16 protein-coding genes are annotated in these 15,383 nt (G+C 44.8%); 6 read left to right on the top strand and 10 right to left on the bottom strand.

Annotated elements, in window-relative coordinates; genetic code table 11:
- Window positions 1-21: 21 nt before the first annotated feature.
- On the top strand, window positions 22-567 hold the full coding sequence (locus tag FEF09_RS18610) for a GNAT family N-acetyltransferase (protein WP_146306508.1): 546 nt from the start codon (window positions 22-24) through the stop codon (window positions 565-567).
- Complete coding sequence (locus FEF09_RS18605) at window positions 564-1,649, top strand: ThiF family adenylyltransferase (protein ID WP_146306507.1); 1,086 nt, start codon at window positions 564-566, stop codon at window positions 1,647-1,649. The genes FEF09_RS18610 and FEF09_RS18605 overlap by 4 nt, the downstream gene beginning before the upstream one ends.
- A gap of 79 nt (window positions 1,650-1,728) precedes the next feature.
- Here the strand turns inward: FEF09_RS18605 and FEF09_RS18600 are convergent, their stop codons facing one another.
- The 3 genes from FEF09_RS18600 to FEF09_RS18590 all read right to left on the bottom strand — a co-directional run bounded on the left by FEF09_RS18600 (window position 1,729) and on the right by FEF09_RS18590 (window position 6,097).
- Entirely contained in the window at window positions 1,729-2,892 is a 1,164-nt protein-coding gene (locus FEF09_RS18600; RefSeq protein WP_146306506.1) for a PepSY-associated TM helix domain-containing protein, read from the bottom strand.
- Between the two features lie 2 nt (window positions 2,893-2,894).
- Window positions 2,895-5,369 carry a TonB-dependent siderophore receptor gene (locus FEF09_RS18595; protein WP_146306505.1) on the bottom strand — a complete coding sequence of 825 codons (2,475 nt, stop codon included), beginning with the start codon at window positions 5,367-5,369 and terminating at the stop codon, window positions 2,895-2,897.
- Between the two features lie 359 nt (window positions 5,370-5,728).
- The gene (locus FEF09_RS18590) at window positions 5,729-6,097 is read right to left on the bottom strand and encodes a DUF7009 family protein (protein WP_146306504.1); all 369 of its coding nucleotides are present in this window, start codon (window positions 6,095-6,097) and stop codon (window positions 5,729-5,731) included.
- 74 nt (window positions 6,098-6,171) lie between these two features.
- On the opposite strand from FEF09_RS18590, the gene moaD reads away from it, so the two are divergent.
- On the top strand, window positions 6,172-6,402 hold the full coding sequence (gene moaD, locus FEF09_RS18585) for a molybdopterin converting factor subunit 1 (RefSeq protein WP_146306503.1): 231 nt from the start codon (window positions 6,172-6,174) through the stop codon (window positions 6,400-6,402).
- 2 nt (window positions 6,403-6,404) lie between these two features.
- Here the strand turns inward: moaD and FEF09_RS18580 are convergent, their stop codons facing one another.
- The gene (locus FEF09_RS18580; protein WP_146306502.1) at window positions 6,405-6,605 is read right to left on the bottom strand and encodes a hypothetical protein; all 201 of its coding nucleotides are present in this window, start codon (window positions 6,603-6,605) and stop codon (window positions 6,405-6,407) included.
- Window positions 6,606-6,791: 186 nt separating this feature from the next.
- Here FEF09_RS18580 and FEF09_RS18575 point away from each other — a divergent pair, with 186 nt between their 5' ends.
- On the top strand, window positions 6,792-7,208 hold the full coding sequence (locus FEF09_RS18575; RefSeq protein WP_146306501.1) for a molybdopterin synthase catalytic subunit: 417 nt from the start codon (window positions 6,792-6,794) through the stop codon (window positions 7,206-7,208).
- 68 nt (window positions 7,209-7,276) lie between these two features.
- On the opposite strand, the gene FEF09_RS18570 is transcribed toward FEF09_RS18575, so the two are convergent.
- From FEF09_RS18570 to moaC, 6 genes are all read right to left on the bottom strand, one after another.
- On the bottom strand, window positions 7,277-7,960 hold the full coding sequence (locus FEF09_RS18570; protein WP_146306500.1) for a hypothetical protein: 684 nt from the start codon (window positions 7,958-7,960) through the stop codon (window positions 7,277-7,279).
- 21 nt (window positions 7,961-7,981) lie between these two features.
- Complete coding sequence (locus tag FEF09_RS18565; RefSeq protein ID WP_146306499.1) at window positions 7,982-8,581, bottom strand: hypothetical protein; 600 nt, start codon at window positions 8,579-8,581, stop codon at window positions 7,982-7,984.
- Window positions 8,582-8,594: 13 nt separating this feature from the next.
- The gene (locus FEF09_RS18560; RefSeq protein ID WP_146306498.1) at window positions 8,595-10,631 is read right to left on the bottom strand and encodes a TonB-dependent receptor; all 2,037 of its coding nucleotides are present in this window, start codon (window positions 10,629-10,631) and stop codon (window positions 8,595-8,597) included.
- Window positions 10,632-10,689: 58 nt separating this feature from the next.
- Window positions 10,690-11,007, bottom strand: a complete 318-nt coding sequence (locus tag FEF09_RS18555; RefSeq protein WP_146306497.1) for a hypothetical protein — start codon at window positions 11,005-11,007, stop codon at window positions 10,690-10,692.
- 327 nt (window positions 11,008-11,334) lie between these two features.
- Entirely contained in the window at window positions 11,335-11,922 is a 588-nt protein-coding gene (locus FEF09_RS18550) for an NTP transferase domain-containing protein (protein WP_146306496.1), read from the bottom strand.
- 10 nt (window positions 11,923-11,932) lie between these two features.
- On the bottom strand, window positions 11,933-12,415 hold the full coding sequence (gene moaC / locus FEF09_RS18545) for a cyclic pyranopterin monophosphate synthase MoaC (RefSeq protein ID WP_146306495.1): 483 nt from the start codon (window positions 12,413-12,415) through the stop codon (window positions 11,933-11,935).
- A gap of 43 nt (window positions 12,416-12,458) precedes the next feature.
- On the opposite strand from moaC, the gene FEF09_RS18540 reads away from it, so the two are divergent.
- Window positions 12,459-13,667, top strand: a complete 1,209-nt coding sequence (locus tag FEF09_RS18540) for a molybdopterin molybdotransferase MoeA (protein WP_146306494.1) — start codon at window positions 12,459-12,461, stop codon at window positions 13,665-13,667.
- A gap of 261 nt (window positions 13,668-13,928) precedes the next feature.
- Window positions 13,929-15,368 carry a DUF1800 family protein gene (locus FEF09_RS18535; protein WP_261387593.1) on the top strand — a complete coding sequence of 480 codons (1,440 nt, stop codon included), beginning with the start codon at window positions 13,929-13,931 and terminating at the stop codon, window positions 15,366-15,368.
- Window positions 15,369-15,383: the final 15 nt, after the last annotated feature.

Here is a 15,383-nt window from a genome sequence, read left to right as displayed (position 1 = left end):
TTTGTTGCTTACATTTGTAATATGCAGCATTTTCTCCCTAATGGTCAGGTTTTGTTGGTTCGCCCGGCCACACTGGAAGACGCTCCAGCCTTGCTGGCATTGTACCAACAGTTGACCACAGAGACAGGATTTCTGTTAATGACGCCACAGGAATCGGCAAGCCTCACCGTCGCAGATGAAGAAGCATTTCTCCGCTCCTTCTGCAATCGCCCTCAGCACCTGATGCTATTGGCTGAAACAGAAGGTCGGCTGGTCGGTAGTATCTCTATCAAACAATCCGGTTTCAAAAAGGAAAAGCACCTTGGGCAACTCGGGATCGCTGTGCTGCATGAATGCTGGAATATGGGTATCGGCAGACGACTGATGACAGCCGCATTAAGATGGGCAGAACAACATGAAGAGCTGGAAATCATACACTTTAACGTGTTTGCAAATAATGAGAGAGCTATTCAGTTGTATCGTAACTTTGGTTTTATGGAATATGGCCGTCTGCCACAAGCATTTAAACAGTCAGACGGTACATACGGAGATTCAATATTTATGTCAAAAAGGATAAAGAACGGATGATGCAACGATATGACAGACACCTGAAACTGGAAGGCTTCGGACCAGCAAAACAACAACTGCTCAGCAGTGCCGCAGTACTGATTATAGGTGCAGGCGGATTAGGCGTACCGGTATTACAATACCTGACCGCCATGGGCGTAGGCCGCATAGGAATCGTGGAACACGATGATATCTCACTTACCAACCTGCAAAGACAGGTACTTTACAATACGGAAGAAGTCGGGCAACCAAAACTGCGTACCGCTGTGCAGCGTTTACAAAAGCTGAACCCGGAAGTACAGTTCTCCATGTATGATACCTGGATCATGCCTGATAATGCACTGGATATTATTCAGCCTTACGACGTAGTCGTGGACTGTACCGATAATTTCGGTACCCGCTATCTGGTAAATGATGCCTGCGTGATGTTGAATAAGCCTTTTGTATATGGCGCTATTCACAAATACGAAGGACAGGTCAGTGTATTCAATTACAAAGGTGGTGCTACTTACCGCTGTTTATTTCCTGAGCAACCGGAACCCGGTACTATGCTAAACTGTAGTGATATCGGTGTATTGGGAATCTTACCGGGTATTATCGGCTCTTATCAGGCGAATGAAACCGTAAAGATCATTACCGGTATCGGTGAAGTACTGAGCAATCAGCTGTTGACAATAGACACCCTGTATAACATGCACGATACATTCCAGATCAGGCCTGTTGCTGGTAATCATGATATCAAAGCATTACAGGAGACATATGATCAGCCCTGTGATACAGGCGGCGTAAGAAGCTTGTCTGTACATCAGCTGCGGGATTGGCTGGATACAGAAAAACCATTGCAACTGATAGATGTAAGAGAACCGGATGAATGGGAAATATGTAGTATCCCACAGGCCATGCGGATACCCATGCGTATGGTGGGAGGTGTAATGGCACAGCTGAGTAAAGAGATTCCTGTGGCCTTACTATGTCACCACGGAATGCGTAGCCTGATGATCGCACAGCAACTGGATGCAGCCGGTTTCCCTGCTGTATACAATGTGGGAGGAGGAATTCATGCGTGGGCTTCGGAGATAGACGTGGAAATGAATATGTATTAAACGGATTGATCTTATAAGACAAATGGCCGGTCAGCTATAAGCGACCGGCCATTTGTCTTTATACATTTACAGAATATCGTTATTGTACCTGTACTCTGGAATTAACGGTTTTATCCACTGGTAATTTTTTCTTTGCTTTTGCTGTCGGCTTCTTTTTCTTTCTACCCATCCAGATCAGGAATCCGGAGATAGGTAAAGTAAAGGCTACCAATGCAGCTATCAGCGCTATGATCTTCGTCGGCACACCATACAGACTGCCGGTATGGATCGGATAGACCCATCTTCTGGCAATAGTACCTGCGCTTTCATTGTCATACAGTCTCACCTTGAGCAATTTCGCGGTACCCGCTTCGAAATACAGGAAATCGCTCACATTGTCATGTCTGGATCTGTTTTCCTTCGCAGCAGAAACAGCCAGTGTGTCTGTATCTGCAAAACGGATGGTTATCTTTCCTTCGTAAGGCAGCTTTTCGTTGGTAGTAGCTACGATCTTGTCCAGATAAGCAATACCCGTATTCTCAACCGGTTTGCTGGCAGGGGCAACAACCTTTTGCTGTTTGGTATTACCATCAAATGCGAGATAAATAAGGTTATTGGCCCACTTATAACTCCATACCAGTCCGGTCACCGCGATTACAAAAAGAATGATATGCACATAGAAGCCGAATACGGCGTGCAGGTCCCAGTTCAGGCGTTTGAAAGAAGCATTCCATTTCACACGGAAACGCTGTTTCCTGTTGTTCCTTTTAGGCCACCATAATATCAGACCGGTCAGGATCAGTATCGTAAAAATGGAACAGGAAATGCCAGTAATGATCTTGCCGGTTTCGCCCATACACAGGTAGCGGTGTAGTTGCAATACGACGGAGAAGAAGCGCTTATTACCCGCTACAGAAGAAATGATCTGTCCTGAGTACGGATTCACCGCCACATACAGCTGATTCTTAATCTCCTTGGGCTTTCCTTTCACCAGCAGGTATACAATGCTGCGGTTAGCTTCGGGTTCTACGCCGATAGTCAGTACTTTATATTTCGGATTTTCGCGCAGCACATAGGCTGTCAGATTATCCAAAGGTTGTCTGGAAGTGTTGGCGGGCGCTTCTACGTAAAAAAAAGAAGACCGGAACGCATGTTCCAGTTCTTCTTCGAATACAAGCAGGCTGCCTGTTCCTGCTACTACCAGGACTACTAAGCCTGAGACGATGCCCAGCCAGAGATGTAACCAGCCAAATATTTTTTTCATGATCAGAATGTATAAGAAATTGTTGCCTGCCAGTTTCTTGGCGCCCCCGGGAAAAGGCGAATATAGTCATATCCCCCTACCCAATAGGTTTTATTTGTTACGTTATTGAAATTTACCTGTAGTGTTACCTTGTTCACTTTATAGTACACCGCCGCATTCACCAGTACATAGCCGGGAAGAGACTGCGTAGTATTCAGTGACACATTTCTTTCGGTAACGAAGTTAGCACCTGCACCTACGCCCAGACCTTTAGCAGGACCGGAAGGAATGGTGTATTTGGTCCATACATTCCCCTGATGTTTAGGGGCATTTGGTTTCTGTACACCGATCAGGGAGGAATCTGCTTTACCGGAGTGACTGATCACCGCATCATTGAACGCATAAGCTACGGTCAGGTCCCAATTCTCAGTAATACGTCCGGTTACGTCCAGCTCAATACCCTTTGCGGTTTCTTCACCGATCTGGATCATTTTATCCGGATTACCCGGCTCATTGGCATTGTACAGTGTATTGGTCTGTACGATGTGGTATACTGAAGCGTTTGCCGTCAGGTTACCATTGAGCCATTCTGTTTTCAGACCAGCTTCGAGCAATTTGGAATTGATCGGATCAAACGGTCCACCGGAAAGTGGGTTGGTCTGTACGGCAACGTCCTGTGGATTGTAGCCTTTGGTGTACATACCATACACATTGATATTACGGGTTACGCTGTACACGATACCCAGTCTTGGAAGGAACGTATGCTGAGATACACTTTTCACACTGTCAGTTTTGTAAAACTGTTTGTCTGTATAAGTTTCAAAGCGACCGCCTACTAATAATTTCAGATTACCAAAGCCAATCTGGTCCTGCAGATACACACCGCTGATACTATTGAAAGAAGGCAATACTGCGGAGTTCTGCGCTACATAAGTGTATTTGGAAGGATCTTCCAGTTTATTATCATTTCTGTTGATATCAAAAGAAGAAACGTTTGGTTTAGGAATGCTCATTTTGGTACCATCGGCTGCTGTATAGGTGTAGAACACATAATCAGCTGCTTTTGCAGGATTGTAGGCAGCCGCGCCACCTGCTTTCAGCTGGTAGTTGCTGGCAGTCAGCTGGGAAGCTCCCGGAAGGAGTTTGGAAGTAGCATAGTCATAACCAGCTACCAGTTTATGCGACACCTTACCGGTTTCAATATTGTAGGTCAGATAAGCAGAAGCGTTATCGCTGGTAGGATTTTTCTTTCTGATAAATGACTGACGGGCTACGAGGTTTGGAATGGCCTTACCGGCAGAGTCAACTGCATAAGCATTGGCACTACGGTGTTCCAGCAGATCTTCTGTATAACCTGTACGCAGATAAGCGAGGTTGAATGCCAGCCGGCTGGAAAACTGATGGTTCAGGGAAGCTGTCACGGTGTAGGTTTCCTCGTTCAGATAATCGTTGGTAGCGCTCAATGAACGGGAAATAGGTGTGGAATGCAGGTCGCCCTGATACAGCACGGACTGGCCACGATCCAGCCGGCTATTGGATTTATTGTATACCGCATCAAAGTTGATACGGGTCTTTTCTGTCGGGAGGAATGACACAGACGGTGCTATTACCAGATTTTTATCAAACTGGAGGTCACGGAAGGACTGTGTATTTTCATAACCGATGTTTAAGCGGTAAAGGATGGTCTTTTCATCATTTAACGGACCGGTGAAGTCAGCCAGTGTGCGTACATTGTTAAAACTACCCATGGTGAAGCTAAGGGACTTACGTTCTTCAGCCAGCGGCTTCTTTGTTACACGGTTGATGGTACCACCCGGAGAGGCATTACCAAACAGCGCAGAAGCAGGACCTTTGATCACCTCTACCCTTTCCAGATAGTTGACCATTGGTTGTTTCCAGAAACCAGTGAAGGTACGCAGGCCATTTAGCAGTTGTGTGGTGCTACCACCGTTAATACGGAAACCACGGATGGTGATATCATCGTAGAAAGTGAACTGGTTTACACCACTAAAGTTCTTTACAATATCTCCCATTCTTACAGCTGCCTGATCCTGCATGAGTTCTTTGGTCACGTAAGAGATGGACTGTGGAACATCTTTCAGCGGGGTGGCTGTTTTAGTGCCGATGAAGGAAGCGGTGTTTTTATAACCGGTTTCTGTTCTTCCGGTGATCTCTACTGTTTGTAGCTGTGCAGTAGATGGCAGGAGCACAACATCCAGCTGATCACCTTTTACTTTTTGCTGTAGTGTTTCAAAACCGGTGTGTGTGAAACGGATGGTATTTTCGGTACGTGTGGGCACCTCTGTAAAAATGTAATGACCGTTTTCATCGGTGAAAGCGGTGTGCGTGTGGTTGAGCAGTACGCTCACTTTTTGTAATGGAACATTGTTGATGTCCTTTACTGTCCCCTGTACGGTGATTTTGGTTTGTGCGTTGATGGACAGACACAGGAACAGAAATAGGATGCTGAGAGGTAGCTTTCTAAAGTAGCCGAACATTAACTGACGAATTTTTTACAAAGAACGATCAGTAAGGTTCGGCAGGATGATCGAATCGGGAAAAATATTTACCCAAGACGGAAAAATCCGCTTCCATGGCGGATTTATGTCAGGGAGATGTCATATTTTATAGTGTGCCACAGGCACTTATTTGCCCGTATTGACAACATGTTTACCATTGCTAATGACTCATAAAGCTTATCTGCAAAGCATTATAGCGCATCCGTGATTTGTACAACCGTGCTGGAAAAAGGCTTTCAGGCGTGGTGTCGCTATCAAAAGAAATAGTGTTGTGGCTATCTTTTTAATGGTGATAAAAATCGATATTCCTGACCTTGAAGATATGTGTAAATGATTGATCAGCAGCTTTCTAATGGATTGTCAAAAGCATTGCTGTCATCTTCATTACGTTCGGTGAGGCATTTAAAGTCCTTTTCAACAAGTATCTGAAGGCTGGAACCATCTGCATTGGGAATTGCTGCGGAGAATCCTACCTGATCGGTATCAGTCCATTCCCTTATCTGTTCTTTCGGAAAAGACAGGTGTACGGCCGGGCCTTCCAATTTGATAAAAGGGCTGGTGGCGCCTTCCTTTGCTTTGAGGCAGAAATGAAGCTGACCTGCGCCGATGGTGGTGCTTTCTTCTACTTTACCATCGTTTTTTAGTATTTCGATGTCTTTTTTGTCCAGACGATAACGGATGCTATTGCCTCTGATTCTGATTTTCATTTGACTGTTATTTGATATATCACCCCTTAAATTACTACAATATCGTAGCTTTATCTAAATTTCATGATAGGGATATGCGCATTTTATTATTCGGCATAGCGAAAGATATAGCAGGTGCGCCTGTTATTACGGCAGAAGGAATCACTACAGTAGCAGCACTCAGAGCATGGTTGTATACAAAATACCCTTCCCTGGAACAGTTACGTTCTCTGATGATTGCTGTGAATAAAGTATATGCAAATGATGAGGATACTTTGCAGGCTGGTGATGAAATTGCAGTGATTCCTCCGGTAAGTGGTGGATGATATTAGTTGCTTCTTAACTTATTTAGTTTTTCAATCGTCTGCTCTACGTTTTGAATCTTAGCGTTTATGGCTGTCAGTTCCGGTTGTTGTATTGCTTCGATCGGAGCGATAGGATCCGTAGTTTTTAGGATCAGCTTTAAGCTTTCTGATTTCTTCTTCCATTTTGGCCAGAAACTCTCGCTGAGTTTTTCTAAACGCCGCATAGTACCTGATCATTGGAATAACAGGATACAGAAAACTCGCGATACAAGCGATCAAGATAAGCGTGTGTACAACAGGATGTATTGGCATTACAAACAACAATTTCAGGCTTCAATATTAGATCATTTTCTCTGTTCTATAAAAATTGTTTTACTTCAAAATATTCAAATTCTCTAAGCAATAATCAGATGAACAAGTTAATCAGAATTGATAGCAATGTGACCGTACAACAAGCGCTGGACTTCGTTGAAACACCTGACTGCGGAGGCGTTGTTGTCTTCTCCGGGAATGTACGCAACAATACAAAAGGAAGAAAAGTAAACAAACTTTTCTTCGAATGTTATGAACCGATGGCCTTACTGGAAATGGAGAAAATTGCGGATAATGCTGTAGAGAAATTTGCGCTCAAAAAGATCGCTATGTTACATATTGTTGGTGAGAAACAACCGGGAGAAGTAGTCGTGGTGATCGCCGTAGCTGCACCACATCGCGCAGCTGCTTTTGATGCCTGTGAATATGCGATCGATACATTAAAAGATACGGTGCCTATCTGGAAGAAAGAATATTTTGAAGATGGAGAAGTGTGGGTCGCTGCACATCCCTGATCAGATATAAGAAAGCGTGTCTCAGCTATAGCCGGGACACGCTTTCTTTTTAAAGAAGTAATTGATCACTATTCGTGTTCTTCCGCGTGTACTTCGAAAGTCAGTTTTACAATATCTGTACCTGCATAACGGGTAGCATAATCCGGATAGTTCCAGTCTGTACGTTCTATTTTTGCTTTAGTAGCCGGATCATTGAACTTACGTAATACATAAGAGATATCTGCTTCTGCACCACTGTTCGCTTCACCCAGTGTAAAGTAAGCCAGTATACCAGTCGTTTCATATTTACCACCTACGGTAGTACCATCTCCATATACCTGTTCTCTTGGTTGGAAGATCGCTCCGTTTTCTGCATCGCCGGTAGTTGGGTTCAGGATGAAGTTCCCGCCACTTAAGAATACTTTAAAAGAATCAGCTGTCGCTTTGCTGCTCAGGAAGTTTTGCTGTAATGCTTGTCCTGCTTTGTTAAATAAACGAAACTGCATTCTGTAAATCTTATGCGGATCAAGGTGAATATGTCCGTTTTGTGCTTCTCCCTGCGCATTAAACAGTATAGTGATACTATCTTTTTCACCAGCTTTTTCTGCAAGATCATGAAAGTGATCGCCGTGTGCGCTTCCGTTCACTTCAATAAAATCAAGTCTTGAAGATGCAATCACATTCGGATCATCGGGTGTGATTTTCTCATCATCTTTACTACATGCTGTCAGGAATAAGGCCACAGCGGCAAATGCATAGCAATACTTTTTCATGGTTTCTATTTTATTGGTTTTTTATTCAACAGGGTGTAATTCAAATTTTAAATCGAGATCCGTAGCGCCGGCCAGTTTAGACTGATAGTTGGTATTGTTCCAGTCATCTGCTGTTACGCCTGCTTTTACACCGGGGTTCAGATGACGCATCAGGTATTGCAACGTAAAGGTGGACGCACTTTTTACAATATGCAGATAACCGCTAACGCCCACCTGATCATCACCATAGGTATAGTCAAGTACACCGGCAGGTGCTCCCAGAATAATTGCCTGATGTATGTCTGCTCTGTCGAGGAATGTCTGTTGTATTTCACGTCCTGCATAATCGCGTGCAATAAGTGTCAGTTTATAAGAATGACCTGTATGCAGATGCAGGTGGAATCCTACCGGTGCATTACCTTGTTCATCAAATGCAATGGTGTCAACAGCTGCACCATCTATCGTATGTGGATGGCCTGTTCTGAAATCTCCGTGCCATTCTACTTCCTGTAACAACAAAGCGGTTTTACCTACCTCCTCCTGATCCTTTTCGGGTACCGGATCTTCTTTGGAACAGGAAGAAAATGTGAGCACACCACATGTGATCACTCCCAACAGCAGATAGTTGCGTAACTTGTTCATAATTGTGTATTGTTTAAAATGTGTAATGAATCCTGAGTGTGAAGTTTCTACCCATCTCATGTGCATAGTACCTGAAGCGGTCCATGTAATCTTTGTAAAGTCTGTTAGTAAGATTGTCCACAGAAAGACTGATGGATGCTGATCGATACTTCACAGCTGCTACGGCAGCGAAGAGATGATAGGCAGATGGTGGCGCAGTGTAGTCAGTATTGGCTTTATATCTTTGTTGTCGCGCAACATACCTGTGTTCAAACCTGATATAGCATTGCCGGTAATCCCATTGTATACTATGATCAAACCGGTCAGCAGGTATATAGGGCAGATATTCCCGGCTTCTTATGATAGAAGCATTCACCGTATATGTAAAGGGTGCAAGGAAGCGATAACTGCCTCCAAAGTCGATACCGGCAAAAGCAGCATTTGTCTGTTGATAAATGAAGATGGGAAAAGTACCACGCACGGTTCTTCTTACCGTATCCGGAGTAGGTTGTGCATAGATATAATCCCTGATGTAGTGTGCATATACATCGAGATGCAGTTGTAATTTGTTGCTGCTATATGAAAGCGAATTGACCCATTTATATCCCTGCTCACTTTTCATAGCCGGATTGCCTATCTCATAGATAGCGGCGCCATGGTGCAGACCGTCGCTATACAGTTCGTTGGCCCCCGGCGCTCTCCATGCCAATCCTATGTTACTGCGCAGTTCCAGTTTGTTGTTAATATGTACAACGGCGCCTATGGAGCCGGACACATTATGAAACTGTCGCGTGTCTGTGAAAAGGTTCAGATCAAAACCACCATTGTCATTAAACTTTGTATAATCATAACGGTAGCCGGCTGCATCAAAATATTTGAAATCATACCTGATACCAGCTTCCAGTTCATAGTGTTCTTTGACGAATCTTTCTACTGCATATGCACCAAAAGTGTAGCTGTCAAAATTGGGTATCAATGGTGTAGTACCGGTACCGGGTGTATTGTTATTCACCTGCAGCATACCATTTACTCCCCATGTACCTTTCAGATAATTGCTGTGACGGATATGATAGGCTGCATCAATTGTCTGTGTGCTGAGTACAAGGTCCATCATTGCCCGTGCATCATTGCCGGCAGCACGCCGCAGATCAAATTCCTGCCGGTGATTCCGTTGATATGCATATTGTATTTCCAGTTGATCTGTCTTCCATGTCAGTTTAGCAAGATCATGTGTGACTTGCTGGCGAGGGGGAGCAATGTCATATGTAAAATCATATGTTTCGAATGGACGGCCATGTGCAATCCTTGCGGCGATATCATCTACGGTACCGATGTGTGCACTATGCAGAATACCCAGTTCCGTGCTGAAATGACTATAGTATAAATCGAATGAACTGTATTTAAGCGCAGCTGAAAAATTGCTTTCGTTCACACCGGTATTACCCAGATAGTAATCGGCTGTTTTTATATTTCCGGCTTTTTTGAACGAACCCTGTGCCCGCCATCCAATACCACGTACACTGCCTTGCAGCATAGCCGCTGCATTGCCCGAACGACCATTGGTAGCACCATTCAGATATATTTCACCTTTTAGTTTACCCTGGTCTGATAAGGGAGCCGGCTTGATGAGTATAACACCCCCGAGTGCGTCTGCGCCATAACGCACACCTTCTGCCCCTTTGATCACTACCAATTCTTTGGCTATATAGGCGTCTACTTCCGGCGCATGTTCAGTGCCCCATTGTTGTCCTTCCTGCCGTACGCCGTTGTTCAGTATCAGTACTCTGTTACTGTGCATACCATTAATCACGGGCTTTTCAATAGAATGCCCTGTTTTTAATATGCTGAGACCCGGTAATACGGATAATGCACCGGCGAGACTCGCGCCGCGTGTCTGCTCCAACTGTTCATTGCTTAGCGACATAGTAGTGCTTGTACCTGTTTTTGCAGGCGTTTTCGCACTTACTTCGACGTCGCGCAGGCGAATAGTATCGCCTCTCCCAACCTGTGCCAGTACGGGTACGGCATAGGTCAGCAGGCAAAACAGCGGTAGCTGTTTTGAAATCGACATGTATGTATGATTTAAAATGTTTTGAGAATGCTCAAAACTGCTGATGGAGGGATTGTATTTATGCTATTGATGGAGGATCTTTATTGAGATCATTGGGAAGGAAGATCGCTGTAGGTCTTGTACAGGCTACTTCCCGGATGATTTCGGGCTTTACATTGATATCGCGTAGTGTAAAGATATCTGCAGTCAGTGACTGGTGTTTTTTCACCAGCAAATGATCACAGATCTTACAGGCCGGATCTTTCCCGAAGTGAAGATGTTTATCAGGAGAATAATAATGATGATGATAATCATGCAGGATCTGTACTCCCTGAATGTAACTGAATGTTACGAGCAGGAGATATGCTACGAGCCTGTATAGATTTGATCTTATCACGGAGGCAAATATATATCCTTTGCATCGTTGTTGCAAATAGTTTCTTATAAAAAATACTTACGATCCGGGTTGTACGAATAATGCAGCGCTAAAACAGGATGTCAGATTACATAGTAATTATGCATATCATTTGCAGCAGAATGTAGCTGATTGGAAAGACAAAAGCCGCTCTTTCCGGTTAGAAAGAGCGGCTTTTTGTGCGGGTTGTATACCCCGTATTTCACCTGTATTACAACCTGATTTCTCCGTTATCGCTTCGTTTATGAACGGACAGATAGCGTCTTAGTACAGGTGTAATAACGGTATATAGCGATGATCATCGAAGAATTATTTCAGTCCAAGCCGGGCGCCGGCTTCCTTCATTTCGTCAGGCGTATTGGCATTAAAATGCTCTGCTGAAAACGGATTTTCTACCTGATGAATATCTGCATTCAATAACGTCTTACGGGGGCAATTCCTGCCATCCATTACATTTTGCCACAGTTTTTTCAATCCGGATGGTTCCCAGATAGCGATCAGGGGTTCCGGCAGGTGATTGACAGGGCTGATCAGTGAAGTGGCATCTTTTTCTGGCTGTCTCTGTGCAATCAGATAGTTCACGCTTTGTGCACTTATCAGTGGAAGATCTACCGCCAGTACCAGCCAGGCAGCTTCCGGGAAAGCCTTGTTTGCACTCAGTAAGCCTGCTGAGGGACCGCCGCCTTCCACACTATCTGTTATAAGATCGATATCTGCGCGTAAATTTTCCCGTTGATCTTCCCGGCAGGATACATATACTTCGGGAAGGATGGATTGTACCAGTTCATAGAGATATTGCCATTGTGGCACACCGTGATAAGCAATCAGGCTTTTGTCCTGCTGCATACGTGTACTGCGGCCACCGCATAGAATAAGTCCTTTTAATGGAGCTGCCATGTCATTGTTTTTAAAAATCCCGTTTGCCACCTGTTTTGCTCAGCAGCCGTGTTTGTCTGATTACCATTTCATGCGTAAATGCTTTACACATATCATAAATCGTCAATGCGGCCACGCTGGCGCCTGTCAGCGCTTCCATCTCCACACCTGTTTTACCGGTGGTTTTGATAGTACAACGTACCACTGCTTCTTCTTCTTCCAATGTGATATCCACCTGACAACCATCAAGTAATAAGGTATGACATAATGGTATCAGATCCGGTGTTTTCTTGGCAGCCATAATACCGGCCAGTATGGCGGTCTGAAAGACAGCGCCCTTCGCTGTATGTATATCTTTTCCGCTAAATTGTTGTCTTACGATCTCCGGCAGAAATACTCTGCTCTCCGCCACCGCTATACGCACCGTATCTGTCTTGCCGCTTACATCCACCATGACCGGTTGGTCAGCGGCATTCAAATGTGAAAATCCCTGTTGACTTGAATCATTGCTCATAATGGAATAAATTTACAACTAAAGCAATCAAACCTCCAAAACAATGCTGATAGACGTAACTGCCGCATCTGCCGCTGTGATGAGTACTGTCCGGGATTTCGGAATGGAACAGCTCCCCTTTACTGCTGTTGCCGGACGTATCCTGCGGGAACCGGTCTTATCTGACAGAGATTTTCCTCCTTATGACAGGGTGATGATGGATGGTATTGCCATCGATTATGAGACCTATGCCAAAGGACAGACTGTTTTTGGCGTAGAAGATATGCAGGCGGCAGGTATGCCCCGTAAACAACTGGGAAATACTGCTAATTGCATGGAAGTAATGACCGGCGCTATCCTACCCGAACTGACAGATACGGTGATCCAGTATGAACACCTGACCGTTACAGAGCATGAAGGATTTAAGCGTTTTACCATCAACGCCGCCGTGGAAAAAGGACAAGCGATTCACCGGCAGGGTACAGACGCTGCCGCCGGACAACTCGTCATTCCGGCAGGTACATGGCTGACCGCCGCCGAAATCGGGGTACTGGCTTCTGTAGGAAAAACGCTGGTGAATGTCAGCCGGTTGCCTAAAGTCGCAATTATCGCTACCGGTGACGAACTCGTACCTGTAGCCGATACGCCGGACATCCATCAGGTAAGGATCTCTAACTCTTATACGCTCGCCGCTGCATTAAAAGAACTGGGTATCGAAGCCACTTGTTACCATGTAGCGGACAATGAGGCCGCTATACGGGCTTTATTTGAATCATTGAAGCATGCGGATGCATGGATCTGTACAGGGGCTGTATCGGCCGGAAAATACGATTATCTGCCATTGGTACTTGAACAGATGGGTATGCAACAGCTTTTCCATAAAGTACAGCAACGCCCGGGAAAACCTTTCCTCTTTGGGCAGTTTGAAGACGGCCCCGTTGTATTTGCCCTGCCCGGTAACCCCGTCTCTGGCTTTATGTGCTGCTACCGTTACGTATTACCGTGGCTTCGTGCCAGCCTTCAATATACAGCGCCTCCCATGCCACATGCGGTATTGGGAGCAGATGTGACATTTGCATCTCCGCTGACCTATTTCATGCCGGTAAGACTACATCCGGTAGCAGGTGGACAGCTTATTGCACTGCCACCTCCCTATCATGGTTCAGGAGACCTTGCTGCTTTATTGCAGGCAGATGGCTTTCTGGAATTGCCTGCCGAACAACGTGTGTTTGAAAAAGGAAGTAGTTATCCGGTATGGAGATTCAGACCGTAAAAAAATAAGAATTATGAATTAACAATTAAGCATTATGCTTTGATAAATGGCTGATCCTTAATTGTTAATTCTCTGAAATAATTGTCACTTCATTACAATGATGCTTTAACATAACGTACGGCTAATCAATCCTTAACCATTAATTCTTAATTTTTAATTCTTAACTGGCATCCTTCCTGACAATTTGGTGATGTTAAATCTTCCGCCCGCTGTTAAACCTTCTCTCTTCTCTCTTGTCAAACCCAAAATCTATCTACCTGTATGCCCGCAGTTCCTGAAAAACTACAAATGCAGCACCTGGCATGGAGAGCCGGATTCGGCGCTTCTCCTTCCGTCATTGAAGACTGGACCCATAAAAAACGTCGTCAGGTTATTAACAAGATTCTGGCAGGCCCTGAAAAAGACGTACAAACACCCTTGAAAGTCCGTGACGCTTCCGATCTGCCCGATCGGGGGAAAATGATGTCTCCTGAAGAAAAGAGAGCGCTAAACAGAATGAACCGTCAGGGTGTCAAAGACCTCAATCTGCAATGGATGAATGAAATGGTGCAGAGCGAACATCCCCTGCGGGAGAAAATGGCGCTTTTCTGGCATGGACATTTTGCCTGCCGTACGCAGAACGTACTGTTCAATCAGCAGTTGCTACAGGTGATCAGAGAAAATGCATTGGGCAATTTTGGCGAATTACTGACAGCTGTTTCCAAGTCGCCCGCCATGCTACAGTTCCTGAATAACCAACAGAACGTGAAAGCGCATCCGAATGAAAACTTCGCCCGCGAAGTCATGGAGCTTTTTACAATGGGGAGAGGGCATTATACCGAAACAGATATCAAAGAAGCAGCGAGATCCTTCACGGGATGGGCCTATGAGGGAGATGGCAGTTTTGTGTTCAGAGAGAAAAGACATGACGGCGGACAAAAAACAGTATTAGGAAAGAGCGGCAATTTCAATGGTGATGATGTGTTGAAAATACTGTTGGAGCAGAAAGAAACGGCCCGGTATATCACGGAAAAAATATATCGTTACTTCGTCAGTGAAAATCTGGATGAAGCCAACATAAATAAACTGGCTGACAAGTTTTATTCCTCCGGGTATGACATCGGTGCATTGATGCAACACATCTTTAATGCGGATTGGTTTTATGACGCACGCCTCATCGGTAACCGTATTAAATCACCGGTCGAACTACTGGTTGGATTGCGTAGAACCGTTCCCGTTGATTTCGAAAGAGAAGAGGTGATGTTGTCCTTTCAACAGGTATTGGGACAGGTATTGTTCTATCCTCCCAATGTGGCAGGATGGCCGGGCGGACGTAACTGGATTGATAGTTCCAGTCTGATGTACCGCATGCAGTTGCCTAAAATGATACTCTATGAAAAAGAGTTCAACATCACACCAAAAGAAATTATCCCTGAAATGGGAATGGGTAGCTATAAGGTGACGATGGAGCTGAATGAGTCTGTACAGAAACAGTATGCGAAGAAGATCAAAGGAGTGATTAACTGGAATGCATTACTGAAAGACTATGAAAAAGTACCGCGTGAGAAATTGGCAGATGCAATAGCCGGATCATTGCTGCAGGCGAATAAGAACGTCAGTAAGCAGGTATTGGAAAACTATGCAGATGCATCTTCCCGTGAAAATTATATTAAGACCGTTGCAATCGCGGTAATGAGCACACCGGAATATCAGTTGTGCTAATGTATCCACTTTTAA

Origin of the sequence: Chitinophaga pinensis (assembly GCF_007896845.1) — a bacterium.
In the GTDB taxonomy this organism is placed as follows: Bacteria; Bacteroidota; Bacteroidia; order Chitinophagales; family Chitinophagaceae; genus Chitinophaga; species Chitinophaga pinensis_C.
Note: the sequence above shows the minus strand (reverse complement) of the source record. Positions and strands in the feature narration are given on the sequence as shown.

Coding starts and splice junctions, on each gene's coding strand:
- FEF09_RS18610 (WP_146306508.1), top strand. CDS start 22: ATGCAGCATTTTCTCCCTAATGGTCAGGTTTTGTTGGTTCGCCCGGCC.
- FEF09_RS18605 (WP_146306507.1), top strand. CDS start 564: ATGATGCAACGATATGACAGACACCTGAAACTGGAAGGCTTCGGACCA.
- FEF09_RS18600 (WP_146306506.1), bottom strand. CDS start 2,892: ATGAAAAAAATATTTGGCTGGTTACATCTCTGGCTGGGCATCGTCTCA.
- FEF09_RS18595 (WP_146306505.1), bottom strand. CDS start 5,369: ATGTTCGGCTACTTTAGAAAGCTACCTCTCAGCATCCTATTTCTGTTC.
- FEF09_RS18590 (WP_146306504.1), bottom strand. CDS start 6,097: ATGAAAATCAGAATCAGAGGCAATAGCATCCGTTATCGTCTGGACAAA.
- moaD (WP_146306503.1), top strand. CDS start 6,172: ATGCGCATTTTATTATTCGGCATAGCGAAAGATATAGCAGGTGCGCCT.
- FEF09_RS18580 (WP_146306502.1), bottom strand. CDS start 6,605: ATGCGGCGTTTAGAAAAACTCAGCGAGAGTTTCTGGCCAAAATGGAAG.
- FEF09_RS18575 (WP_146306501.1), top strand. CDS start 6,792: ATGAACAAGTTAATCAGAATTGATAGCAATGTGACCGTACAACAAGCG.
- FEF09_RS18570 (WP_146306500.1), bottom strand. CDS start 7,960: ATGAAAAAGTATTGCTATGCATTTGCCGCTGTGGCCTTATTCCTGACA.
- FEF09_RS18565 (WP_146306499.1), bottom strand. CDS start 8,581: ATGAACAAGTTACGCAACTATCTGCTGTTGGGAGTGATCACATGTGGT.
- FEF09_RS18560 (WP_146306498.1), bottom strand. CDS start 10,631: ATGTCGATTTCAAAACAGCTACCGCTGTTTTGCCTGCTGACCTATGCC.
- FEF09_RS18550 (WP_146306496.1), bottom strand. CDS start 11,922: ATGGCAGCTCCATTAAAAGGACTTATTCTATGCGGTGGCCGCAGTACA.
- moaC (WP_146306495.1), bottom strand. CDS start 12,415: ATGAGCAATGATTCAAGTCAACAGGGATTTTCACATTTGAATGCCGCT.
- FEF09_RS18540 (WP_146306494.1), top strand. CDS start 12,459: ATGCTGATAGACGTAACTGCCGCATCTGCCGCTGTGATGAGTACTGTC.
- FEF09_RS18535 (WP_261387593.1), top strand. CDS start 13,929: ATGCCCGCAGTTCCTGAAAAACTACAAATGCAGCACCTGGCATGGAGA.